The organism is Thiobacillus denitrificans ATCC 25259, from assembly GCF_000012745.1.
Classification (GTDB): Bacteria; Pseudomonadota; Gammaproteobacteria; order Burkholderiales; family Thiobacillaceae; genus Thiobacillus; species Thiobacillus denitrificans_B.
In genome coordinates, this window is sequence record NC_007404.1 from 1,618,509 (window position 1) to 1,642,574 (window position 24,066).

The 24,066-nt window shown below is 66.1% G+C and carries 25 protein-coding genes and 1 tRNA gene; 7 read left to right on the forward strand and 19 right to left on the reverse strand.

Features of this window, described 5'->3' with window-relative positions:
• Positions 1-2: 2 nt before the first annotated feature.
• The 4 genes from TBD_RS07665 to TBD_RS07680 all read right to left on the reverse strand — a co-directional run bounded on the left by TBD_RS07665 (position 3) and on the right by TBD_RS07680 (position 3,176).
• A complete protein-coding gene (locus TBD_RS07665) occupies positions 3-1,601 on the reverse strand; it encodes an ArnT family glycosyltransferase (protein ID WP_011312046.1) in 1,599 nt (532 codons plus the stop codon).
• A complete protein-coding gene (locus TBD_RS07670) occupies positions 1,591-2,295 on the reverse strand; it encodes a TVP38/TMEM64 family protein (protein WP_011312047.1) in 705 nt (234 codons plus the stop codon). Before TBD_RS07670 ends, TBD_RS07665 begins: the two co-directional genes overlap by 11 nt.
• Before the next feature lie 15 nt (positions 2,296-2,310).
• Positions 2,311-3,060: a glycosyltransferase family 2 protein gene (locus tag TBD_RS07675; RefSeq protein ID WP_011312048.1), complete on the reverse strand. Its 750-nt coding sequence runs from the start codon at positions 3,058-3,060 to the stop codon at positions 2,311-2,313.
• Between the two features lie 25 nt (positions 3,061-3,085).
• Positions 3,086-3,176: transfer RNA gene (locus TBD_RS07680), tRNA-Ser, on the reverse strand.
• A 133-nt stretch (positions 3,177-3,309) separates the two neighbouring features.
• On the opposite strand from TBD_RS07680, the gene grpE reads away from it, so the two are divergent.
• The 3 genes from grpE (at position 3,310) to dnaJ (ending at position 7,056) form a co-directional block, all read left to right on the forward strand.
• The gene (gene grpE / locus TBD_RS07685; protein WP_011312049.1) at positions 3,310-3,831 is read left to right on the forward strand and encodes a nucleotide exchange factor GrpE; all 522 of its coding nucleotides are present in this window, start codon (positions 3,310-3,312) and stop codon (positions 3,829-3,831) included.
• A 74-nt stretch (positions 3,832-3,905) separates the two neighbouring features.
• Entirely contained in the window at positions 3,906-5,825 is a 1,920-nt protein-coding gene (gene dnaK / locus TBD_RS07690; protein WP_011312050.1) for a molecular chaperone DnaK, read from the forward strand.
• A 112-nt stretch (positions 5,826-5,937) separates the two neighbouring features.
• Positions 5,938-7,056: a molecular chaperone DnaJ gene (gene dnaJ / locus TBD_RS07695; protein ID WP_011312051.1), complete on the forward strand. Its 1,119-nt coding sequence runs from the start codon at positions 5,938-5,940 to the stop codon at positions 7,054-7,056.
• Positions 7,057-7,074: 18 nt separating this feature from the next.
• On the opposite strand, the gene TBD_RS07700 is transcribed toward dnaJ, so the two are convergent.
• From TBD_RS07700 to TBD_RS07770, 15 genes are all read right to left on the reverse strand, one after another.
• A complete protein-coding gene (locus tag TBD_RS07700) occupies positions 7,075-7,848 on the reverse strand; it encodes a TatD family hydrolase (protein WP_041432544.1) in 774 nt (257 codons plus the stop codon).
• Positions 7,849-7,875: 27 nt separating this feature from the next.
• Positions 7,876-8,247, reverse strand: coding sequence for a PilZ domain-containing protein (locus tag TBD_RS07705; RefSeq protein ID WP_011312053.1), 372 nt, complete (start codon positions 8,245-8,247; stop codon positions 7,876-7,878).
• Positions 8,248-8,258: 11 nt separating this feature from the next.
• Positions 8,259-9,242: a DNA polymerase III subunit delta' gene (gene holB / locus TBD_RS07710; protein ID WP_011312054.1), complete on the reverse strand. Its 984-nt coding sequence runs from the start codon at positions 9,240-9,242 to the stop codon at positions 8,259-8,261.
• On the reverse strand, positions 9,239-9,853 hold the full coding sequence (gene tmk, locus TBD_RS07715; protein WP_011312055.1) for a dTMP kinase: 615 nt from the start codon (positions 9,851-9,853) through the stop codon (positions 9,239-9,241). The genes holB and tmk overlap by 4 nt, the downstream gene beginning before the upstream one ends.
• Complete coding sequence (mltG, locus tag TBD_RS07720; protein ID WP_041432551.1) at positions 9,850-10,839, reverse strand: endolytic transglycosylase MltG; 990 nt, start codon at positions 10,837-10,839, stop codon at positions 9,850-9,852. The genes tmk and mltG overlap by 4 nt, the downstream gene beginning before the upstream one ends.
• The gene (gene pabC, locus TBD_RS07725) at positions 10,823-11,629 is read right to left on the reverse strand and encodes an aminodeoxychorismate lyase (RefSeq protein ID WP_011312057.1); all 807 of its coding nucleotides are present in this window, start codon (positions 11,627-11,629) and stop codon (positions 10,823-10,825) included. The genes mltG and pabC overlap by 17 nt, the downstream gene beginning before the upstream one ends.
• Positions 11,626-12,954, reverse strand: coding sequence for an aminodeoxychorismate synthase component I (locus tag TBD_RS07730; protein WP_011312058.1), 1,329 nt, complete (start codon positions 12,952-12,954; stop codon positions 11,626-11,628). Before TBD_RS07730 ends, pabC begins: the two co-directional genes overlap by 4 nt.
• A 91-nt stretch (positions 12,955-13,045) precedes the next feature.
• On the reverse strand, positions 13,046-14,278 hold the full coding sequence (fabF, locus tag TBD_RS07735; RefSeq protein ID WP_011312059.1) for a beta-ketoacyl-ACP synthase II: 1,233 nt from the start codon (positions 14,276-14,278) through the stop codon (positions 13,046-13,048).
• Positions 14,279-14,478: 200 nt separating this feature from the next.
• Positions 14,479-14,712 (reverse strand): acyl carrier protein, encoded by a 234-nt coding sequence (gene acpP / locus TBD_RS07740; RefSeq protein ID WP_011312060.1) that lies wholly within the window; start codon positions 14,710-14,712, stop codon positions 14,479-14,481.
• 86 nt (positions 14,713-14,798) lie between these two features.
• Complete coding sequence (fabG, locus tag TBD_RS07745; RefSeq protein ID WP_011312061.1) at positions 14,799-15,569, reverse strand: 3-oxoacyl-ACP reductase FabG; 771 nt, start codon at positions 15,567-15,569, stop codon at positions 14,799-14,801.
• Between the two features lie 10 nt (positions 15,570-15,579).
• The gene (fabD, locus tag TBD_RS07750; RefSeq protein ID WP_041432552.1) at positions 15,580-16,500 is read right to left on the reverse strand and encodes an ACP S-malonyltransferase; all 921 of its coding nucleotides are present in this window, start codon (positions 16,498-16,500) and stop codon (positions 15,580-15,582) included.
• 180 nt (positions 16,501-16,680) lie between these two features.
• Entirely contained in the window at positions 16,681-17,640 is a 960-nt protein-coding gene (locus TBD_RS07755; RefSeq protein ID WP_011312063.1) for a beta-ketoacyl-ACP synthase III, read from the reverse strand.
• Positions 17,637-18,656: a phosphate acyltransferase PlsX gene (gene plsX, locus TBD_RS07760; protein WP_011312064.1), complete on the reverse strand. Its 1,020-nt coding sequence runs from the start codon at positions 18,654-18,656 to the stop codon at positions 17,637-17,639. Before plsX ends, TBD_RS07755 begins: the two co-directional genes overlap by 4 nt.
• A 58-nt stretch (positions 18,657-18,714) precedes the next feature.
• Entirely contained in the window at positions 18,715-18,894 is a 180-nt protein-coding gene (gene rpmF, locus TBD_RS07765) for a 50S ribosomal protein L32 (RefSeq protein ID WP_011312065.1), read from the reverse strand.
• 28 nt (positions 18,895-18,922) lie between these two features.
• Positions 18,923-19,342: a YceD family protein gene (locus TBD_RS07770; protein WP_011312066.1), complete on the reverse strand. Its 420-nt coding sequence runs from the start codon at positions 19,340-19,342 to the stop codon at positions 18,923-18,925.
• Between the two features lie 104 nt (positions 19,343-19,446).
• Here TBD_RS07770 and TBD_RS07775 point away from each other — a divergent pair, with 104 nt between their 5' ends.
• The 4 genes from TBD_RS07775 to TBD_RS07790 are packed head-to-tail and all read left to right on the forward strand — an operon-like array spanning position 19,447 to position 24,037.
• On the forward strand, positions 19,447-20,865 hold the full coding sequence (locus TBD_RS07775; RefSeq protein WP_011312067.1) for an acetyl-CoA carboxylase biotin carboxylase subunit: 1,419 nt from the start codon (positions 19,447-19,449) through the stop codon (positions 20,863-20,865).
• Between the two features lie 15 nt (positions 20,866-20,880).
• Complete coding sequence (gene oadA / locus TBD_RS07780; protein WP_011312068.1) at positions 20,881-22,728, forward strand: sodium-extruding oxaloacetate decarboxylase subunit alpha; 1,848 nt, start codon at positions 20,881-20,883, stop codon at positions 22,726-22,728.
• Positions 22,725-23,330, forward strand: coding sequence for a Maf family nucleotide pyrophosphatase (locus TBD_RS07785; RefSeq protein ID WP_011312069.1), 606 nt, complete (start codon positions 22,725-22,727; stop codon positions 23,328-23,330). Before oadA ends, TBD_RS07785 begins: the two co-directional genes overlap by 4 nt.
• 5 nt (positions 23,331-23,335) lie before the next feature.
• Complete coding sequence (locus TBD_RS07790) at positions 23,336-24,037, forward strand: SAM-dependent methyltransferase (RefSeq protein ID WP_011312070.1); 702 nt, start codon at positions 23,336-23,338, stop codon at positions 24,035-24,037.
• Positions 24,038-24,066: the final 29 nt, after the last annotated feature.

A 24,066-nucleotide genomic window follows, 5' to 3' on the forward strand; every position in this document is an offset into this window, starting at 1 on the left:
GTCTACTCGACGTGGGCGGCGAGCAACGCCGTCGCCGCATGGGCATCGACCAGCGCCACCGCGCCGCCGCGATACGCCTGCTTGTGCCGGGCCGGAATCGAAGCGAGCGCGCTCTCATCCTCCAGATACACGACAGCATAGGCCTCGGGGTGCGCCGCGAGCCAGCGCGCCGTTTCGGGGCCGCGCAGCTGGACCAGCGGCGCCTCGAGCCGCCCGAGAAACTGATACTGGGCGTGATAGGTCGCGAGATTCGCGACCGGACGCCCCTCCCGCTGCACCGCGGCGATCGCCTGCGCGAGCGGCTTGACGTCGTAGCGCGCGCCGAGCGCCGGTCCCACCACCAGCTGAACCAGGGCCAGCGTCGTCGCGCCGAGCACGGCGAGGTTCGGCACCGCGGGCACACCCCGGCGGCCGGCGAACCACGCAGCGATAGCCACGACGACAAGCGTCACGCCGGGCCACACCGGCGGCGGCGCGAGAACCTGGTCGCGCACCGCGGGGATCTGCCCGCTCGCGGCCGCAACGAGCGCGACGCCGAGCAGGGCGGCAAGCAGGGCCGGCAGCGCGACGCCGCGTGCCGGATGCGCGGACAATAGCCGCACGGCGAACAGCGCGAACGGCGGGAACAAGGGCACGAGGTAGTGGGGTTGCTTGCCGCTGATGAAGGAAAACGCGATGAACACGGGCAGCATCCACGCCAGGCAGAAGCGCAGCCCGCGATCGAGGCCGGCGCGTCGGTGCCGCGCGAGCGCCCGCCACCACGCGGACCAGACGAACCACGGAAAGAGCAGGACGGGCAATAGCGGCAAATACCACCACACCGGGCGCCGATGCGCGAACGATTCGACCATGCGGTCGGCCGTCTGCCCCCAGAAGATCGCATTGCGATAGGCTTCGCCGCCGGCGAATCCCGCGGGGATCGCCCAGCCCAGCGCGAGCAGCGCGCCGAGCAGCACTGCGAGCCCGACGCCGCCAAACCAGCGATGCCATTTGAGACCGGGGTTCCACCACGGCGCGAGCACTGCGACCGGCAGCACGTCGAGCAGGATGACCGGGCCCTTGCTCAGTACGCCCATTCCGATCGCGATCCCCAGCAGCACGAAACCGCGACGCTTGCCCTCGGCCGCGGTCAGCACGCCGTGCGCGCCAAGCAGCGCCCAGCATGCGAGCATCACGTCGAACATCAGCGTCGTCGAAAAGACGATCCACCAGAGCGCGCTGACGAGGACCAGCGTCGCCTCGCCGCCGAGGCCCGCGTGTCCCGGCCACAGGCGGCGTGCAAGCCGATAGGTCAGCAGCAGGGCCAGTGCAGAAAAGAGCGGCATGACCAGACGCGGCCACCAGTCGTTGACCCCGAACATGGCCCACCCCGCGTGGATCATCCAGAACATCAGCGGCGGCTTGTGGCTGTAGGGCTCGCCGTTCTTGAACGGGACCAGGAAATCGCCGCGCAGCCACATCTCCCAGGCCGCGCTGACGTAGCGTGTCTCGTCGATCGGCGTGAGCGGCCGCGTCATCAGCGCGACCATCGTCAGGCCCGCCAGTAGCAGCAGGCTCAGCAGCAGATAACCGCGCCCCCCCGGTTCGCAACTACGTGACATCGTGCCCCCGCCGGGGTTCGAGCGCCGCGTCGATTTCCTGGTCGAGGCCGGGTCCGCGCCGAAAATGCTGGTAGAGATACACACCGAGTCCGCTTGAAACCACGAACAAACCGATCGCCAGAATCAATTTGGTCATCGGGGCGATATGGACGCCGCTGCCGACGAGCGCAAACACCAAGGTCTGCGGGACATAGCCGAGCAGCGTGCCGGCAAAGAAAGGCGTCGGTCGAATGCTCGAGATACCGGCGGCGAGATTGGTCAGCAAATTGCTCCCGACCGGGAGCAGGCGAATCAGCACAGTCATCGAGAACGGGTGATCGCGAATGAAGCCGTCGAAACGGCGCGCCCGCGCGCCCAGCCGCGCGCGCACGAAATCCTTGCCGAAGAAGCGCGCATACGCGAAGCTCACTGCGCAGCCGAGGAGCGCGGCCAGTGCACCGAGCAGCGTACCGAGCGCGATGTTGAAGGCGTAGCCGCCGAGAAAGGCGATGACCTGCCGCGGCAGTCCGATGGCCGTGAACAGCGCCCCCATCAGCAAGAACATCAGCGCGCCCTCGACGCCGTGGCCGCGCACCCGCGCGTCGATCCAGGCTTCGTTGACGCTGTTGCCGAGGTCGCTGGCGTTGAACAGGTAACCGAGGAGCGCGAGGCTCAGAATCAAGCCCAGACCCTTGACGACGACGCGCGCATTCATGGCGGACGCGGCCGGTCAGCGATCGGAGTCTGGCTCGATCAGCGGCAGCCGCACGCGGCGCTGCAGCCAGGCAACGCCGAACAGGTCGACGATTCCCACCCAAAGCCGGTTGTGCACGCCGTACTTGGAAGTGCCCCGCTCGCGCGGGCGATGGCGGACCGGCACCGACAGCACGGCGCCGCCGTTACGCATCACGAGCGCTGGCAGAAAGCGGTGCATGTGGTCGAAATTGGGCAGCTGCAGGAAGGTCTCGCGCGCGAACACCTTGAGCCCGCACCCCGTGTCGGGGGTGGCGTCGCGCAGCAGGCGCGAGCGCACGGCGTTCGCGACCTTCGACGAGAGCCGGCGGAGCGCCGTGTCGCGGCGTTTGGAACGCCAGCCGGCGATCAGCTCCAGATTGGCGGGCTGTGTCGGGTCGCCGAGCGTCTCGAGCAAGACCGGGATGTCGGCCGGATCATTCTGGCCGTCGCCGTCGAGCGTCGCGATCCATTCGTAGCGTGCCGACACGACCCCGGTTGTCACCGCACGGCTCTGGCCGCATGATGCGCGATGGCGGATCACCCGCAACATCGGAAATTCGGTCTTCAGTGCTTCGAGTCGGGCCTGGGTCGCGTCGGTACTGCCATCGTTGACGTAGATGATCTCGAAGGTCGCGCTGCCGGTCAGCGCTGCGGCGATCTCGCGTACCAGCGGCTCGACGTTGTCCTGCTCGTTCTTGACGGGTACGACCACGGAAAGCCTGCCGTGGTAGGCATGTTTCGGCATTACTCGTTGTGTGGTCGTTATATGTTGGCGGAGAGGGGGGGATTCGAACCCCCGTCAGGATATTATCCTGAACACGCTTTCCAGGCGTGCGACTTAAACCACTCATCCACCTCTCCGAGAGCCGCGCATCATACCGGAAGCGCACCCCCCGGGCAAACCGCGCCGCGCGGACGCGAGAAAAACCCGCGCCGGCCTCTTGAAGCCTTGGCGTTCGTCCCCATCTGCCCTCGAGGACCACGAGGAGCAAGCATGCAGGACGAATTCAAGACCGATACCCCACGCACCGAAGCCGGGTCTGAGAAGGAAACCATGCCGAGCATGGAAGAGCTGCTCAAGGCAGCCGAACTCGCCGCGGCCGAACACCACGACGCCTGGCTGCGCGCCAAGGCAGAGACCGAGAACATGCGGCGCCGCGCGGCGGAAGACGTCGACAAGGCCCGCAAATTCGCCGTCGAGAGCTTCGCCGGCGAACTCCTGGCGGTGAAGGACAGCCTCGAAGCCGCGCTCGCCGCCGAGTCGCCGAGCGTGGACAACCTGAAGGACGGCGTGACGCTGACGCTGAAGCAACTGAGTGCAGTCTTCGGCAAGTTCAACCTCCACGACATCGAGCCGCTGGGCGAAAAATTCGACCCCCACCTGCATCAGGCGATCCAGGTCGTCGAGTCGGAGCAGCCGGCGAACACCGTGGTGACGGTGCTGCAGAAGGGCTACCGGCTCCATGACCGCACGCTGCGGCCGGCGCTGGTCATGGTCGCCAAGGGGAAGGACTGAACGCGGAGCCTTGAAATGGGCGCGCTGCGCCCCATATTCGGATCAAATTGAATCTCTTTTAGAAGGAAAAAATCATGGGACGCATCATTGGTATTGACCTCGGCACCACCAACTCCTGCGTGGCGGTCATGGAAAACGGCTCGCCGAAGGTGATCGAGAACGCCGAAGGCGCGCGCACGACCCCGTCGATCGTGGCCTACGCCGAGGACGGCGAAATCCTGGTCGGCGCGCCAGCCAAACGCCAGGCCGTCACCAACCCCAAGAACACGATCTTCGCGGTCAAGCGTCTGATCGGCCGCCGCTTCGAAGAGAAAGAAGTGCAGAAGGACATCGGCCTGATGCCCTACAAGATCGTCAAGGCCGACAACGGCGACGCCTGGGTCGAGGTGCGCGACAAGAAAATGGCTGCCCAGCAGGTGTCGGCAGAGATCCTGCGCAAGATGAAGAAGACGGCCGAGGATTACCTCGGCGAGGAAGTCACAGAAGCCGTGATCACGGTGCCGGCCTACTTCAACGACAGCCAGCGCCAGGCGACCAAGGACGCGGGCCGCATCGCCGGGCTCGAGGTCAAGCGCATCATCAACGAGCCGACCGCGGCCGCGCTCGCCTTCGGCATGGACAAGAAGGAAGGCGACCGCAAGATCGCGGTGTACGACCTCGGCGGCGGCACCTTCGACATCTCGATCATCGAGATCGCGGAAATGGATGGCGAGCACCAGTTCGAGGTGCTCTCCACGAACGGCGACACCTTCCTCGGCGGCGAGGACTTCGACCAGCGCCTGATCGACTACATCGCGGAAGAATTCAAGAAGGAGCAGGGCGTCGACCTGAAGAAGGACGTGCTCGCGCTGCAGCGCCTCAAGGAAGCCGCGGAAAAAGCCAAGATCGAGCTCTCGTCGGGCCAGCAGACCGAAGTCAACCTGCCCTACATCACGGCGGACGCGTCGGGGCCCAAGCACCTCGCGGTAAAGATCACGCGCGCCAAGTTCGAGAGCCTGGTCGAGGAACTGATCACGCGCACGATCGAGCCGTGCAAGCTGGCGCTCAAGGACGCCGGGCTCACGACTTCGCAGATCGACGACGTCATCCTGGTCGGCGGCCAGACCCGCATGCCCAAGGTGATGGACGCGGTCAAGGATTTCTTCGGCAAGGAGCCGCGTCGTGACGTCAACCCGGACGAGGCCGTCGCCGTCGGCGCCGCGATTCAGGGCGGCGTGCTGCAGGGCGAGGTCAAGGACGTGCTGCTGCTCGACGTGACCCCGCTGTCGCTCGGCATCGAAACCCTCGGCGGCGTGATGACCAAGCTGATCCCGAAGAACACGACGATCCCGACCAAGGCTTCGCAGGTGTTCTCGACCGCCGACGACAACCAGAGCGCGGTGACCGTGCACGTGCTGCAGGGCGAGCGCGAGATGGCGTCAGGCAACAAGAGCCTCGGCCAGTTCAACCTGTCCGACATTCCGCCCGCGCCGCGCGGCATGCCGCAGATCGAGGTCACCTTCGACATCGACGCCAACGGCATCTTGCACGTCTCGGCCAAGGACAAGGCGACCGGCAAGGAGAACAAGATCCGCATCCAGGCGAGCTCGGGCCTCTCCGAGGAGGAGATCCAGCGCATGGTCAAGGACGCCGAGGCCAACGCCGCCGAGGACCACAAGGCCTTCGAACTGGCGGGCGCGCGCAACGCGGCCGACGCGATGATCCATTCAGTGAAGAAGTCGCTCGCCGAGTACGGCGACAAGGTATCGGCCGACGAGAAGGCGACGATCGAGTCTGCCCTCAAGGAAGCCGAGGACGCGGTGCGCGAAGGCGACAAGGAAACGATCGAAACCAAGACCAACGCGCTCGCGACCGCAAGCCACAAGCTCGCCGAACAGATGTATCAGGCCGAACAGGCCAAGGCGCAGCCGGCCGGTGAGACGGGCAACCAGAGCACCGGTCCCGGTAACGACGACGTCGTCGACGCCGAGTTCGAAGAGGTGAAGGACAAGTAAGGGGTCGAGGGTCAGGATTCAGGGATCAGGGGAAGTCGCGCAGCGCGCGACTTTTCCTTTTCCGCTGGCCTGCCCCACCCTGCCCCCTGAATCCTGAATCCTGACCCCTGACATGTCTAAACGCGACTACTACGAAGTCCTCGGCGTCGCCAAGAACGCCTCCGACGAAGAAATCAAGAAGGCCTACCGCAAGCTGGCCATGAAACACCATCCCGATCGCAACCCGGGCGACCATGCGGCAGAGGATAAATTCAAGGAAGCCAAGCAGGCCTACGAAATCCTGTCCGATTCCGACAAGCGCGCGGCCTACGACCAGTTCGGCCACGCCGGCGTCGACCCGCAGTCCGGAATGGGCGGTGGAGGCTTCGGCGGCGGCGGATTCTCGGACGCCTTCTCGGACATCTTCGGCGACATCTTCGGCGGGGGCGGCGGCAACCGCCGCGACCGCGTCTACCGCGGCGCCGACCTGCGCTACAACCTCGAGATCGGACTCGAGGAGGCAGCGCGCGGCACCGAAACCAAGATCCGCATTCCGACGCTCGAGGAATGCGGCACCTGCCACGGCAGCGGCGCCAAGCCCGGTACCCAGCCGACGACCTGCAGCGCCTGCGGCGGGCATGGCCAGGTACGCGTGCAGCAGGGCTTCTTCTCGGTGCAGCAGACCTGCCCGCGCTGCGGCGGAACCGGCAAGATGGTGTCCGACCCCTGCCCGAGCTGCCACGGCGAAGGCCGGGTCAAGAAGCACAAGACGCTGTCGGTCAAGATTCCGGCCGGCGTCGACAGCGGTGACCGCATCCGCCTCGCTGGCGAAGGCGAAGCCGGGGTCAACGGTGGGCCCTCGGGCGATCTCTACGTCGTGATCCACCTCAAGGATCACCCGGTATTCAAGCGCGACGGCGACGACCTGCACTGCGAAATGCCGATCAGCTTCGCCACCGCGGCACTCGGCGGCGAGGTCGAAATCCCCACGCTCGACGGTCACGCCAAAATCAAGATCCCGGCCGAAACCCAGTCCGGCAAGGTGTTCCGCCTGCGCGGCAAGGGCATCAAAGGCGTGCGCAGCCACGCCCCGGGCGACCTGCTGTGCCACATGCTCGTCGAAACGCCGGTGAACCTGTCCGAGCGCCAACGCGAACTGCTGCGCGAATTCGAGGCGCTGAGCCCGGGACGCAACAACAACCCGCGCGCCCAGTCCTTCATGGACAAGGTGAAATCCTTCTTCGGAACCTAGGTGCCGCGCCGGGGCGGCTCAGGCCGGCCGCGCCGAAGCGAACAGCCGGAAGAAGTTCTCGCTGGTCGCCGCGCCGACGGCCTCGACCGGGATACCGCGCACGCGCGCGATTTCCTCGGCGACGTGCTTGACGAAGCCGGGCTCGTTGGTCTTGCCGCGATGCGGCACCGGCGCGAGATAGGGCGAATCGGTCTCGATCAGCATGCGCTCGAGCGGGATCGCGGCGGCCACCTCGCGCAGCGCGGCCGCGTTCTTGAACGTGACGATGCCCGAGAACGAGATGTAGAAGCCGAGATCGACCGCCGCTTCCGCAACCGCGAGGCTCTCGGTAAAGCAGTGCATCACGCCACCCGCCTCCCCCGCGTTTTCCTCGCGCATGATCTGCAGGGTGTCGTCGGCCGCGGAACGCGTGTGGATCACGAGGGGTTTGCGACACTGACGTGCGGCCCGGATATGGGTGCGGAAGCGTTCACGCTGCCACTCGAGATCGCCGGTCAGGCGAAAATAGTCGAGTCCGGTCTCGCCGATTGCGACGACCTTGGCGTGGTCGGCGAGCGCGACGAGTCCCTCGACGCTCGGCTCGGTGCAGTCCTCGTGATCCGGGTGCACGCCGACCGAGGCGTAGACGTTCGGATGCGCCTCGGCGAGGGCCAGTATTTTCGGGAATTTCTCGAGCTCGACGCCGATGCACAAGGCATGGCTCACGGCGTTCTGTGCCATCAGGTCGAACACCTCGGGCAGCCTGCCGGCGAGCTCGGGAAAATTGATGTGGCAGTGCGAGTCGATGTACATGCGGTGGGTGAGCACCGCGGGTCGGCGCTACATGGTGTGGGTGGGACGCACCGATTTTAACGAACCGCCGAGCAAACCTTCAATCTTGTTCTGCGCCGCCTTGCCGCTTTCGTTGAACGCGAACTGGACCCCGACGCCCTGGGTGCGGCTGCCGTGTGCGCCGGCCGGCGTCACCCAGACGACCTTGCCGGAGACCGGCAGCTTGGTCGGGTCGTCCATCAGGGTGAGGAGCATGAAGATCTCCTCGCCCATCTTGTACTGCTTGTTCGTCGGGATGAACAGGCCGCCGCCCTTGATGAACGGCATGTACGCGGCAAACAGCGCGGACTTCTCCTTGATCGACAGCGACAGCACACCGGGGCGGACCGGCGCTGTAACCTCGTTGACTGCTGCGTTCATGATCGACTCTCTTAATCAAAGACATGCCGGTATTCGACCAGCCAGGCCTGCAATTGCAGACTGCGGTTGAGCGGGTGGGCCAGCGTCCTGCCCTCGTCGGCCTGTGTCTTTGCCAGCGCGAGGAGCTTTCCCAGGTCGGCTTCACGGCCGAGCGTTGCCAGTACGTCGATAAAATCCTGGTTGAACTGCACGCTGCCCCCCAGACGCACAGCCAGTAGGTCACCTAGCCATTTGTACGCGACATCGTGCCAGGTCTGCGGCGCAACGGCCTTCCAGCGCTCGCCGAGGGTGACCGGGTCGAGCGCTTGGGGACGCGCAAGTCCTTCGAGCACCCCGCGGCGCTCGTCGAGCACCTCGCCTTCGCACCATCCCAGCGCGGCGAGCGGCGTGCCGCCCGCCAAGGCCAGCAGCGTCGGCGCGTCGTCCACGCCCTGCTCGCCGAGCCACGCCGTCGCCTGCGCCAAAGCCGGCAGTCCGACATCGAGCCGCGTACACCGACTGCGTATGGTCGGCAGCAGGCGCCGCGGTTGATCCGCCACCAGCACGAACACCGTATTTAACGGCGGTTCCTCGAGCACCTTTAACAGCGCGTTCGCCGCTGCCAGATTGAGACTGTCGGCGGGATCGACCAGAACCACGCGATAGCCGGCGCGATAGGTGGAAAGCTGGACGAAGTCGACCGCGTCGCGCGCCTGGTCGACCTCGATCGCGGTCGCCAGACGCGTTTCGCCCTCCTTGCTCGTCTTTTCCTGCAGACCCACCCGCCGGAAGTCGGGGTGGGCGCCGGTCTCGAACCAGTGGCAGGCCGGGCAGACGCCGCACGCCGAGCCGTCGGGTCTAGGCGCCTCGCAGAGCAAGGCGCGCGCCCACTCGAGCGCAAGCGCGCTTTTGCCGACGCCGCGCGGACCGGCGAGAAGCAGCGCTTGCGCAGGGCGGGACCGCGTCGCGAGCAGGCGCTGCCAGACCGGTTCGAGCCAGGGATAGGCCACGCTCACGTCAAGTCCTGCAGCAGCCGCGCGATTTCGGCCTGCACGGCGTCGATCGTCTGCCGCGCGTCGAGCACGTGGATGCGATGCGGCTCCGCACGCGCACGCACGAGATAGGCGTCGCGCACGCGCGCGAAGAAGCTGCCGGCCTCCTGCTCGAAGCGGTCGGCCGCGCGCACGCTCGAGCGTCGTTCCTCGGCGACCGCGGGGGGCACGTCGAAGAGCAGCGTGAGGTCGGGCGCGAAGCCGCGCTGCACCCAGTCTTCGAGCGCCGCGATGCGTTCGGCCGCGATGCGCCGCCCGCCGCACTGGTAGGCGTAGCTCGCATCGGTGAAGCGGTCGGAGACGACCCAGGCGCCGCGCGCCAACGCAGGCAGGATCAGTTCGGCCAAGTGCTGCTGCCGCGCCGCGAACATCAGCAGCAGCTCGGTGTCGGCCGCCATCTCGCGATGCAGCAGCAGTTCGCGCAGCGTCTCGCCGAGCGCGGTTCCGCCCGGCTCGCGCGTCACGATCACCTCCCTGCCCTGCCCGCGCAACCACTCGGCGACGAAGCCCACGTGGGTGCTCTTGCCGGCGCCGTCGACGCCCTCGAGGGTGATGAATTTTCCGGGAAGGCTCATTTCTGGTAGCGGCGGACGGCGCGGTTGTGTGCCGCGAGGTCGCTCGAAAAGACGTGGGTGCCGTCGCCGCGCGAGACGAAATAGAGCGCATCGGTCTGCGCCGGGTTCAACGCCGCGCGGATCGCCTCCGCGCTCGGCATCGCGATCGGTGTGGGCGGCAGCCCGGTTCGGGTATAGGTGTTGTACGGCGTGTCGGCAAGAAGATCGACTTTGCGCAAATTGCCGTCGAAGCGTTCGCCTAGACCGTAAATCACGGTCGGATCGGTTTGCAGCCGCATGCCGAGCTTGAGCCGGTTGAGGAACACGCCCGCGATCATCGGGCGCTCGAACGCGGCGCCGGTTTCCTTCTCCACGATCGACGCCATGATCAGGGCCTCATAGGGGGTTTCGTAGGGTAGCCCCGGCGCGCGCGCCTGCCATGCGCTCGTGAGTTTTTCACGCTGCAGGCGATATGCGCGGCGCAGCACGTTGAGATCGGACGTGTGCGGCGCGTAGAAATAGGTGTCGGGAAAGAACAGGCCCTCGGGGTATGCCTCGCTCGCGCCGATTGCGCGCAACACCTGTGTGTCGCTCATGCCTGCGCTCTCGTTCTTCAGGAGCGGTTGCGACGCGAGCACCGTCCGTATTTCGCGCCAGCTCCGTCCCTCGATGAACTGCACCATCGCCTGCGAGACGTCGCCGCGCTCGATCTTGCCGTAGAGCTCGATCGGTGTGAGCGGCTTGTCCAGCGTGTAGACGCCGACCTTGAGCGTCCCGGCCTTGCCGAGCACGCGACCGAGCAGCCAGAACACCCGCGCGTCGCCGACGACGCCTTCCCGTTCGAGCATCACGCTCAGGCTCTTGAGGTGCATGCCGGGCGCGACGTTGACCGTTTTCGGCAAGGGCGTTATGACGAGCGGCCGCGTCGCATACCAGGCAAGCCCCGCCGCGAGCAGCACTGCCGCCAGCGTGCCGAATCCGAGCAAGCGTTTAAACCAGATCTTCATAGAGCGCAGCATTCAAAGTGTCGGTCCAGCCAGCAGGCATCCAGGTCTTGTCGCCGAGGCGCGCGACCCGGCGCACGCCGATCAGGCTGTTGCAGATCATGACTTCGTCGGCAGCGAGTATAGCGGCTGAAGGCAGCCGCTCGACGCGGGCGCGCAAACCCCGCCGAGCTGCCGCCCGCAGCACGCGCGCCCGCGCGACACCGGCGACGCCGCATGTGCCGAGATCCGGCGTGAACAGCTCGCCCGCGCTGACCCAGAAGACGTTGGTCATGACACCGCCGATGATCGCGCCGGCGTCGTCACAGAGCAGCCCCTCGAAGATGTCCGGGTCGTCCCACTCGGCGCGCGCGAGCACGTTTTCCAGGCGGTTCAGATGTTTGATGCCGGCGAGCTGCGGCTGGCGCGAAAGCCGCAGGCTGCACCAGCGGACGCGCACGTCGACGGGCGCGCCGGGGGCGGCATGCGGCGGCAGACGCGCCGACATCACGATCCGCGTCGCGACCCCTCGCGCCGGCAGATAGCCGCGTGTTCCGCTGCCGCGCGTGACGATGATCTTCACGACGCCGCTCCCGGCGAGGGCGATCCGGCGAATGTCCTCGCGCAGCATGTCCTCGGCCGGGCAATCGAGCGCGAGTGCCGCGCAGTCCGCGCGCAGCTTCGCGTAGTGGTCCGCCCACCACAGCGGCTCGCCGGCTTCGGTGCGCAGGGTGCGGAACACGCCGTCGCCGTACGCGAGTCCGCGGTCATGCGCGTCGACGCAGGCGTTTGCCTCGCCGTTGACGAGGATCACGCGGCCTCCAGCGCGCGCAAGAGGCCCCGCGCTTTCGCACGGGTTTCCTCGAGTTCTCGCGGCGCGGCCGAGTCGGCGACGATGCCGGCGCCCGCGCGAAAAGTCAGTGAACGGCCCTGCAGCAGGAAGCTGCGGATCAGGATATTGAGATCGAAGCTGCCGTCGAGGTTGATGTAGCCCACGCTGCCGGTATAACTGCGGCGCGGCGTGCGCTCGAGTTCGTGGATGATCTGCATCGTCCTGACCTTCGGGCAGCCGGTGATCGTACCGCCGGGAAACACCGCGCGCAGCACGTCGAGCACGCGCAGGCCCCGGCGCAGGTTTCCACGCACGGTCGATTCGATGTGGTGGACGTGGCGGTAACTGGCAAGCTCCATCAGTGCCGCCACCTCGACGCTGCCCGGCTCGCACACCCGCCCGAGGTCGTTGCGCTCGAGGTCGACCAGCATCACATGCTCGGCGCGTTCCTTGGGATGGGCTTCGAGCCGTGCGCGCAGTGCGGCGTCTTCGTCGGCATCGTCGCTGCGCGGGTGGGTGCCGGCGATCGGCCGCGTTTCGAGAACGCCGTCGCGCAGCCTCACCAGCCGCTCGGGCGAGGAACTGACGATCGCCCATGGGCCCATCTGCAACAGGGCGGAAAACGGCGCCGGGTTGCGCGCCATGAGCTGCGCGAACAGCGACGCAGGTGTCGGCGCGATGGCAAATTCGGCGCGCCAGCCGCGCGAGAGATTGACCTGGAATACGTCGCCTGCACGTATGTATTCCTGGATGCGCAAGACGCCCCCGAGGAATGCCGCCGGATCGTCCTCGTCCAGCGCCGTCAGCGCGGGCAAGGTCGGAAGGGGCGGCAGGTCGCGCGCGAGATCCGCAGCGAGCAGTTCGACCAGCGCGCCCTGCCCGGCTTCGCCGACGATGACGCAGCGTCCGCTGCCGCGGTTGACGAGCACCGCCGCAGGGATACGCACAAGCCATGCGACGGGAAAATCGTCATTCGCGGGAAGACCGACGCTCGTCTCGAAAAGTCCGGCAAGTTCGTAAGCGAAGCCGGCGAGCCAGCCGCCGGTGAACGGCAAGCTGTCGCCGCTTCCGTCAGACGCGCGCGGCCGGATCTGCATCGCTGGGTGCGCGGCGAGCGCGTCGACCCCGTCACGGGCGGAAAAGGCCACGACCTCACGCGGGAACGCGAAGAGCACGTCCCACCCCGCATCTCCGCTGCTGACGAGCAGCCCGGGGTAGCGCTCGGGCCAAGCGGCCTGAACGCGGATCAGGTCAGGGGTATGAGGCCACTCACGAATCTCGGGCGCATTGAAGCGAGAGGGGGACATTCGGTTTCCGGGTCAGGCGGGGCGCCGACGTGGCGCCCGCGCCTGGCTGCCCCGATCTGCTGTCACGTTTTCGCGTCGCCGGGAGGCAGGCTCAAACGCGCTTGAAGACCAGCGAGCCGTTGGTGCCGCCGAACCCGAAGTTGTTCTTGAGCGCCGCGTCGATCTTCATGTCGCGGGCCGTGTTCGCGCAGTAGTCGAGATCGCACTCGGGGTCCTGCGAGAAAATGTTGATCGTCGGCGGCGAGACCTGGTGATGCACCGCGAGCACGCTGAATACCGACTCGACCCCGCCGGCGCCGCCGAGCAGATGGCCGGTCATCGACTTGGTCGAGTTGACCACGGCCTTGTACGCGGCGTCGCCCAGCGCGAGTTTGATCGCCTCGGTTTCGTTCTTGTCGCCGAGCGGCGTCGAGGTGCCGTGCGCGTTGATGTACTGGATCTGATCGGGGTTGAGCCCGGCGTCGCGCATCGCGTTCACCATCGAGCGCCGCGGGCCGTCCGTGCTCGGTGCGGTCATGTGGTAGGCGTCGCCGCTCATGCCGAAGCCGGCGACTTCGGAGTAGATTTTTGCCCCGCGCGCCTTGGCGTGTTCGTATTCCTCGAGCACGAGTACGCCCGCACCCTCGCCGAGCACGAAGCCGTCGCGATCCTTGTCCCACGGCCGACTCGCCGTCGCGGGATCGTCGTTGCGCGTCGACAGCGCGCGCGCCGCCGCGAAACCGCCGACGCCGAGCGGCGACGTCGCACATTCCGCACCGCCCGCGATCATCACGTCGGTGTCGCCGGCCTGGATCATGCGGGCCGACAGGCCGACGGCGTGCAAGCCCGTCGTGCACGCCGTCACGACCGCGAGGTTGGGGCCGTTGATGCCGTATAGGATCGACAGGTTGCCCGAAATCATGTTGATGATGGAACCGGGGATAAAAAAGGGCGAAATCTTCCGCGGACCCGATTCCATCAGGAGACCGTGCGTCTCCTCGATCAGCGGCAAGCCGCCGATTCCGGAGCCGATGTTGATACCGATACGATCGGAATTGGCTTCGGTGACTTCGATGCCCGAATCACGAATCGCCTGGATCCCGGCCGCCATGCCGAACTGGATGAAGACATCCATACGGCGCGCATCCTTCGGATTGAGGTATTGTGCGACATCAAAATTCCGTACCTCACCCGCCATCTGCGAAGCGAAGGGCGTGGGATCGAAACGGGTGATCCGGGAGATGCCCGGGCGCCCCGCGACAAGGTTGTCCCAGGCTTCCGGGATGGTGTTTCCGACTGGAGAAACGATCCCCAGCCCGGTGACGACGACACGACGTTTGGACAAAAGTCAGTCCTTCTTTACCGATTCGGCACGCCGGAATGGGGACGCGGACTCTGGCGCAGTCTCCCGTTCCGACACGAGCACTGCATGTGCCGGATCAATGACGTTGAAAAAAGTGCGCTGCTGACACGGCTCGCGACCAGAGGGGGCCGAGCGGCTCGTCGCCGTCCGTGCCGCGAAGCGGGCGCCGGATTGCCTGGCGATCAGTTCGAGTGGCTGTTGACGTAGTCGATGGCCTGCTGGACGGTGGTGATTTTCTCGGCGTCTTCGTCGGGAATTTCGCAACCGAATTCTTCTTCCAGCGCCATCACCAGCTCGACGGTGTCGAGCGAGTCGGCGCCAAGGTCGCCAACGAAGGAGGACTCGCTCTTGATGTCCGCCTCGTTCACGCCCAACTGCTCGGCGACGACTTTAATTACACGCTGTACGTTATCCATTCCTCATCCTCTCTTGAAATAAGGCCCCGAATGAAATCGAAGCCCGGAAAATTAACCCCGCGATTTTACCAAACTTTGCGCGGGGATCACGCCATGTACATACCGCCGTTGACGTGCAAGGTCGTGCCCGAAATATAGCCCGCCGCGGGCGACGCCAGGAAGGCGACAGCCTGTGCGATATCGTCGGCGGCGCCCAGTCTGCCGAGCGGAATATGCGCAAGCAAGGCCTCGCGTTGGGCGTCGGGCAGTGCACGGGTCATGTCGGTATCGATGAAGCCGGGCGCGACGCAATTGACCGTGATGTTGCGACTGCCGACTTCGCGCGCCAGCGACTTCGTGAAGCCCATGATCCCGGCCTTGGCCGCGCTGTAGTTGGTCTGCCCGGCGTTACCCATCGCCCCGACCACTGACGCGATCGAGATGATGCGGCCGCTGCGCGCCTTCATCATCGCGCGCAGCACGGCGCGCGACAGGCGGAAGACCGAGGTCAGATTGGTCGCCAGGATGTCGTCCCACTCCTCGTCCTTCATGCGCATCAGCAGGTTGTCGCGGGTGATGCCGGCGTTGTTGACGAGCACGCCGATGTCGCCGAACTGCTTGCCGATGGCCGCGATGACGGCATCGACTTCGGCGGCGTCGGTGACGTCGAGCGTCATGCCCGCGCCTTTGACGCCGGCCGCGACGAGGTAGTCGCCGATCGCCTGTGCACCCTTGTCGCTGGTCGCTGTGCCGACCACGGTGGCCCCCGCCTCGCCGAGCGCGAGCGCGATCGCCTGACCGATGCCCCGGCTCGCGCCGGTGACCAGCGCGACCCGGCCTTGCAGATTCGCACGCTGTGCGAAGCGTCCCTCCTCCATCCTTTTCTCCTTAGTTGAGTGCGGCCTGCAGGCTCGCTTCGTCGACGAGCGCGAGCGCGGCGAGGCTGTCGTCGATACGTTTGTTGAGCCCGGCCAGCACCTTGCCGGGGCCGCATTCAATGACGCGCTCGACACCCGCCGCCTTGAGCGCCCGCACGGTTTCGACCCACCGGACCGGCGTATGCAGTTGCTTGGCGAGGGCGGCGCGGATCGCCGCCGCCTCGTCATGGGATTGCACGTCGGTATTGTGAAGCACCGGAATACGCGGCGCGGAAATCGCCACGTTCTCAAGGTAGGCCAGCAGCTTCTCGGCTGCCGGGCGCATCAGGGAAGAGTGCGACGGCACGCTGACCGGCAGCGGCAAGGCCCGCTTCGCGCCCCGCTCCTTGGCGAGCGCCATTGCACGCTCGACCGCGCCCTTGTTGCCGGCGATGACGACCTGTCCGGGCGAATTGAGATTCACCGCCTCGACCACTTCCCCCGCCGCCGCATCGGCGCACACCGCACGCACGGCATCATCGTCCAGACCGAGAATCGCGGCCATCGCGCCGACGCCTTCGGGCACGGCGGACTGCATGGCCTCGGCACGAAAGCGCACGAGCTTGATCGCGTCGACGAAACTCAAGGCGTCGGCAGCGACCAGCGCCGCGTATTCGCCGAGACTGTGCCCTGCGAGCACCACCGGCTTCGCCCCGCCCTGGGTCTGCCACGCCCGCCAGGCGGCGACGTCCGCTGCCAACATCGCGGGCTGGGTGTTCACGGTCTGGTTCAGAAGCTCGGCCGGCCCCTCGGTCACGAGTGCCCAAAGGTCCTGGCCCAACGCGTCGGAGGCCTCGGCGAAGGTGGCACGTATGTCGGCGCGCGCGCCCCAGCCCTGCATCATGCCGACCGACTGCGAGCCCTGTCCGGGAAACACGAATGCAAGCTTCATTGTTGTATCCATGAGTATTCAGTGAAGGTGGATACCCGCACGGCGGATGCCATGCCGGCGCGTAAAACACAAGCGGGTTTCACTGTGCGACCCTCTAGCGCGGCGGAGTCACTGCAGCGCCCCGGCACCAGCGGGAATTCGGAACATGACGTCGACACGCTGCGTTCGGTGGCCGTGCCATCAATACCTAAGCAGCGCCGAGCCCCAGGTGAACCCCCCGCCGAACGCCTCCATGAGCACGATCTGGCCGCGCTTGATACGGCCGTCCCGCACGGCGGCGTCGAACGCGAGCGGCACCGACGCGGCCGAGGTGTTGCCGTGTCCGGCGACCGTCGTCACGACGTTGTCCATGCTCATGCCGAGCTTCTTCGCGGTCGCCGAGATGATGCGGATGTTGGCCTGATGCGGCACCAGCCAATCGATGTCGGTCTTGGCGAGGCCGTTCGCCTCGAGCGTCTCGTCAACAATGCGATCGAGCGTGTTGACAGCCATCTTGAACACCGCGTTGCCCTCCATGCGCATGAGCGCGGGTGTTTTCGAGCCGCTCGAAGGGCCGGTCGTCGTGCGCAGCAATTCCTTGTGCCGGCCATCGGCGTGGATATGCGTCGCGATGATCCCCGGCTCGGACGATGCTCCGACGACGACGGCGCCTGCGCCGTCCCCCCACAGAATACAGTTGCTGCGGTCGTTCCAGTCGGTGATGCGCGACAAGGTCTCCGCGCCGACCACGAGCACATGCTTCGCCGCGCCGCCCTTGATGAACTGGTCGGCCACCGAGAGCGCGTAGACGAAGCCGCTGCAGACGGCCTGTAGATCGAAGGCCGGCTTGCCGTTGGTCATGCCGAGCTTGGACTGCACGATGCAGGCCGTGCTTGGAAAGACCAGATCCGGCGTCGTCGTCGCGACCAGCAGGAGGTCGATGTCGTCGGCCGCGAGATTCGCCGCCTCGAGTGCCGCGCGGGCTGCCGCAGTCGCGAGGTCGCTCGTGAATTCGCCGTCGGCCGCGATGTGCCGTTCGCGGATGCCGGTGCGGTCGACGATCCACTGGTCGTTGGTGTCGACGAGCTTCTCAAGGTCGGCGTTGGTCAAGATGCGCGCCGGCAGGTAACCGCCGGTGCCGAGAATGCGGGAATAGGTCAAGCGGCCACCCGTTGCAGGAGTTGGATCTGATCCGTGATGCGTTTCAGCACGTTGTTGCGGACCTCGTCGCCGGCGGTTTCGATCGCATGCTCGAAGGCGTAGCGGTCGGCCGAACCATGGCTTTTCACCACCACGCCTTTGAGGCCCAGGAGCGTGGCGCCGTTGTAACGGCGCGGGTCGAGCCGGCGCTTGAAGGCTTTCAGCACGGGCAAGGCGATCAGCCCGGCGATACGGGTGAGCCAGTTGCGCTTGAATTCCGCCTTGAGCACGGTCGAAATCATCTTGGCCAGCCCTTCCGACGCTTTCAACGTGACGTTGCCGACAAAGCCGTCGCAGACGACGACGTCGGTCGTTCCCTTGAAGATGTCGTTGCCTTCGACGTTGCCGTAGAAGTTCAGGTGACTGTCGCGCAGCAGTTCCGCCGCACGCTTCACCATCTCGTTGCCCTTGATGTCTTCCTCGCCGACGTTGAGCAGCCCGACGCTCGGATTCTGCTTGTGTTCGACCGCGGAAACGAGCATCGCGCCCATGATGCCGAACTGCAGCAGATGCTCGGCCGTGCAGTCGACGTTGGCGCCCATGTCGAGCACCAGCGCGTGGCCGCTGACCGTCGGCATGACGGCCGCGATGGCTGGCCGATCGATTCCCGGCAGGGTCTTGAGGACGAAGCGCGCGGTCGCCATCAGGGCGCCGGTATTTCCGGCCGACACGCAGGCGTCGGCCTCGCCGGACTTGACGAGATCGATGGCGACGCGCATCGAGGAATCCTTCTTGCCGCGCAGCGCGAGCGCCGGCGCCTCGTCCATCGCGACGACCTGGCTGGCGTGGCGCACGATGAGCCGCGGCCCCGGGCCGGACCGGTGCGCCCGGAGTTCGGCCGCGATAATGTCCTGCGGGCCGACCAGGATGACGTTGAGGTCGGGATGACGCGCAAGACAACGGATCGCCGCCGGGACCGTGACATGGGGACCGTGGTCGCCCCCCATGACGTCGATGGCGACTGTGATGTTTCTCATACAGCCGAAAGCGTGGGCTGGAACGATACGCCGGGCGGGCGCCCGGCGAGCGATTGAATTATTCGCCCTTGGCCTTGACGACCTTGCGGCCGCGGTAGAAGCCGTTGGGGCTGATGTGGTGACGCAGATGCGCTTCACCGGTCGTCGGCTCGACGGCCAGTGCGGGGTTGGTCAGAAAGTCGTGCGAACGGTGCATGCCGCGCTTGGACGGGGACTTCTTGTTCTGTTGGACTGCCATTTCTTACTCCTTAAAAATTGTGCGCCCCTCAGACGGGGCATTCACCTTCCGCGTGCATCGCCGCCAACGGCAGGCTCAACAGCACTTCATCCTCAAGCAAACCGACGAGATCGAGTGTCTCGCCGACCAAAATCGCATCACTGCCGGGCAGCGCATCCAGCCGCTCGAGCTCGCTCTCGTTGCGCGCCAGGTGAACGACGCGATCGATGTCGACCTCATGCCGCATGCCGTTGAGACAGCGTTGACAGGTCAACTCGACCTCGCCGCGTACCGTCAACTGCAGCGACAGGCCGCCGCGTGCGTCGCTTCGCCCGGCCACTCGACAGGACAACTCACCTTGCGTAAATTCGTGGGCAAGGCGCGGAAACGCCGAGACGTCCGACCGCGCTTCCCAGGACCGGGACTCCCTGCAAAAACGCCGGGGATCGATTTCAACAGGCTGCAGCATTTGAAGGTCGACCACCTGATCCCGTCGCCTTACCCCGCGACCCGGTTAAACATTAGCCCGCAATGATATGATTTCGCGTTATTTTTGTCAAAGAAACGGTGACCATGATTAGGAAAATACTGGTCGCCAACCGCGGCGAGATCGCGGTGCGTATCGTCCGTGCCTGCGCCGAACTGGGAATCAAGTCGGTCGCGATCTACACCGACGCCGACCGCCACGCACTCCACGTGAAGAAGGCCGACGAAGCCTATCACGTCGGCAAGGATCCAATTCTCGGCTATCTCAATGCCCATACGCTGGTGAACCTCGCCGCCGCGTCGGGCTGCGACGCGCTGCACCCTGGCTACGGTTTCCTCTCCGAGAATCCCGATCTCGCGACGATTTGCGCGCGCCGCGGCATCCGTTTCATCGGCCCCTCGCCCGACGTCATCCGCCGCATGGGCGACAAGATCCAGGCGCGCAACGCGATGCTCGCGGCCGGCATCCCGGTCGTGCCCGGCTCCGACCACAATCTCGAAAGTGTCGACGAGGCGCGCGCGCTCGCGAACCAAATCGGCTACCCGGTGATGCTGAAGGCGACCAATGGCGGCGGCGGCCGTGGCATCCGCCGGTGCGACAGTGAGGACGAGCTACTGAAGAACTACGACCGCGTCGTGTCGGAAGCGAGCAAGGCCTTCGGCAAGCCCGAAGTCTTCGTCGAGAAATGCGTCGTGCACCCCAAGCACATCGAGGTGCAGATCCTCGGCGACACTCAGGGCAACATCATTCATCTGTTCGAGCGTGACTGCTCGATCCAGCGCCGCAACCAGAAGCTGATCGAGATCGCGCCGAGCCCGCAGCTCACCGAGGCGCAGCGGCAGTACATCGGCAAGCTGGCGGTGCGCGCCGCAAAGGCGGTGGGCTACGTGAACGCAGGCACCGTCGAATTCCTGCTCGACCAGGACAACCAGTTCTACTTCATGGAAATGAACACGCGGCTGCAGGTCGAGCACCCGATCACCGAGACGATCACCGGTGTCGACATCGTGCAGGAACAGATCCGCATCGCAGACGGGCAGCCGCTGCAGTACAAGCAGGAAGACATCAAGCACCGCGGCTTCGCGATCGAATTCCGCGTCAACGCCGAAGACCCGAAGAACGAATTCCTGCCGAGCCTCGGCCGCATCACGCGTTATTATTCGCCGGGCGGTCCGGGCGTGCGCGTCGACGCGGCGATCTACACCGATTACGTGATCCCTCCCTACTTCGACTCGATGTGCGCGAAGCTCACAGTGTGGAACCTCTCGTGGGAGTCGACGATCGAGCGCGGCCGTCGTGCGCTCGCCGACATGCTCGTGTATGGCGTGAAGACGACGATTCCCTACTATCAGGAAATCCTCAAGAACCCCGAGTTCCGCAGCGGTCGTTTCAACACCGGCTTCGTCGAGACGCACCCCGAACTCACGCAGTACGTCGAAAAGAAACCGCCGGAAGTGATGGCCGCAGCCATCGCCGCCGCCATCGCCGCCCACCAGGGCTTGTAGGAAGGCCCTCAAGACATGAACAAAGTATTCGTCACCGATCTCGTCCTGCGCGACGGCCACCAGTCGCTCATCGCCACCCGCATGCGCACCGAGGACATGCTGCCGATCTGCGGCAAGCTCGACCAGGTCGGCTTCTGGTCGCTCGAAGCCTGGGGTGGAGCAACCTTCGACGCCTGCGTGCGCTTCCTGCGCGAAGACCCGTGGGAGCGCCTGCGCAAGCTGCGTAAAGCGCTGCCCAACACACCGATCCAGATGCTACTGCGCGGGCAGAACCTGCTCGGCTACCGCAACTATTCGGACGACGTCGTGCGCGCGTTCGTTCAGAAATCTGCCGACAACGGGGTCGACGTGTTCCGCGTGTTCGACGCGATGAACGACGTACGCAACCTGCGCGTCTCGATCGAAGCCGTCAAAGCGGCCGGCAAGCACGCCGAAGGCGCGATCAGCTACACCACGAGCCCGGTGCACGACATCCCGCACTTCGTCACCCTCGCGCGCGGCCTCGCCGAGATGGGCTGCGACACGATCGCGATCAAGGACATGGCGGGCTTGCTCACGCCTTACACCGCGTACGACCTCGTGTGCGCGATCCGCGAAGCGACGCACCTGCCGATCCACACGCACAGCCACGCGACGTCGGGCCTCGCACACATGACGCACCTCAAGGCGGTCGAGGCCGGCGCGACCATCATCGACACCAGCGTCGGGGCGTTTGCCGAAGGCGCGAGTCACCCGACGACGCAAAGCCTCGTCGCCGCGCTCGCCGGCACCGCTTACGACACCGGACTGTCGTTGCCGCTGATCGAGGAGATCTCGGCCTACTTTAAGGACGTGCGCAAGAAATACTGGCAGTTCGAATCCGCCTTCACCGGCACCGACACCCGCGTCCTGATCAACCAGGTGCCGGGGGGAATGATCTCCAACCTCGCCAACCAGCTCAAGGAACAGGGCGCGCTCGACAAGATGGACGCCGTGCTCGAGGAGATTCCGCGGGTACGCGAGGACCTTGGCTACCCGCCGCTGGTGACGCCTACCTCGCAGATCGTCGGCACGCAGGCGGCGCTCAACGTCCTCACCGGCGCACGCTACAAGTCGGTCACGAACGAGGTGAAGCTCTATCTTCAGGGGCGCTACGGACGCGCTCCCGGGCATGTCAACGAGGAAGTGCGCAAAATGGCCATCGGCGACCTCGACGTCACGACCGGCCGTCCGGCCGACCTGCTCGGCGACGAGCTCGACAAGCTGCGCGGCGAAATCGAGGGCCTGGCCAAGTCGGACGAGGACGTGCTGACCTACGCGATGTTCCCCGAGATCGGCAAGACCTGGCTGCAGGAGCGCGCGGCCGGAAGCCTGAAGCCCGAGCCGCTGCTGCCGCCGGGCGCGACCGAACAGGCGAGCACGACCCGCTACGCCGCCGACGAATTCAAGGTCACGCTGCACGGCGAGACCTACCACATCAAGCTCTCGGGAAGCGGTCGCAGCGAGGCCGCGCAGCGGCCCTACTTCGTATCGATCGACGGGGTCTCCGAGGAAGTTCTGGTCGAGCCCTTGAACGAGGTCCCCCTGTCGGGCGGCGCCGACACGCCGCGCAAATTGCCGGCCGAAGCGGCGTCCGCGCCGGGGGAAAAACCGCGCGCGCGCCATCCCGGTCACGTCACGGCGGCGATGCCGGGCAACGTCGTCGACGTTCTCGTCAGCGTCGGCCAGACCGTCCAGGCCGGCGACGGCGTGCTCGTGATCGAAGCGATGAAGATGGAAAGCGAAGTCCAGGCGCCGATCGCCGGTGTCGTCATCAACCTGTTCGCCAAGAAAGGCGACGCGGTGACGCCCGACATGGCGCTCGTCGAGATCCAGCCCGCATGACGCGCACGAGCCCCACGCTCGTCCTCGCCTCGACCTCGCGCTACCGGCGCGAACTGTTGGCGCGGCTCCGCCTGCCCTTCGAGGTGCTCGCGCCGAACGTCGACGAGACGCCGCTACCCGGCGAAACGCGCTCGGCGACCGCACTGCGGCTGTCGGTGCTCAAGGCGCAGGCCGCCGCAATGACCCATCGCGATGCGCTGGTCATCGGCTCCGACCAGGTCCTGATGCTCGGCACCGAACAGCTCGGCAAGCCGGGCGACCATGAGCGCGCCTTCGCCCAGCTCAAGAAGATGCAGGGTCGCGCAATGGTCTTCCACACCGCGCTCACGCTGCTCAACAGTCGCACGGGCTCGGTGCAGACGCGCGACGTGCCGACGGTCGTGCACATTCGCCCGCTCACCGACGCCCAGATCGAGGCCTACCTAAAAAAGGAGCAGCCCTACGATTGCGCGGGCTCGGCGAAGAGCGAGGCGCTCGGGATCGCGCTCATGGAGCGCATGGAGAGTCCCGACCCCACGGCATTGATCGGCCTGCCGCTGATGGCGCTGACCGAGATGCTCGCCCAGGAAGGCGTCGACGTTCTCACCTGGCCGGCGACGTAGTCCGCGTGGCCACGCTGTACCTGATCCCAGTGCCGCTCGGGCCGGTCAGCCCCGAGTCCTGTCTTCCCGCCGACACGCTCGCGGTCGCCCGCCGCCTCGAGCATTTCGTCGTCGAGCGCGCCAAGACCGCACGCGCGCACCTGAAGGCGATGGACCATCCGCTACCTCTGCAGTCGCTGCATCTCAGCGAACTCAACGAGCACACGCCGGCCGACGCCATTGGCGCCCTGCTCGCGCCGCTGCAAGCCGGGCACGATCTCGGTCTGCTCTCGGAAGCGGGCTGCCCCGCTGTCGCCGACCCGGGCGCGGCCCTTGTGCTGGCGGCGCATCGCGCGGGGTTCCGGGTCGTGCCGCTCGTCGGACCTTCGTCGATTCTGCTCGCGCTAATGGCGTCGGGCCTCGGCGGTCAACGCTTCGCCTTCCACGGCTATCTGCCCGCGAAAGAACCCGAGCGCGTGCAAAGGATTCGCGAACTCGAAAAAGCTGCGCGCCGCGACCGCGCTACCCAGCTCTTCATCGAAACGCCTTACCGCAGCGCCGCGCTGCTGGACGCGCTCGCCGCCACACTCGCACCCGACACGCTCATCAGCGTCGGCGCCGACCTGAGCCTGCCGTCTCAATTGATCAGAACGCTTGACGCCAAATCCTGGCGCGGCCGGAGCGGCGAGTTCCGCGATCGCCTGGTCGTCTTCGCCGTCGCGGCGTGATTGCCACGCGGCTGAGGCGCGGGGCGGGT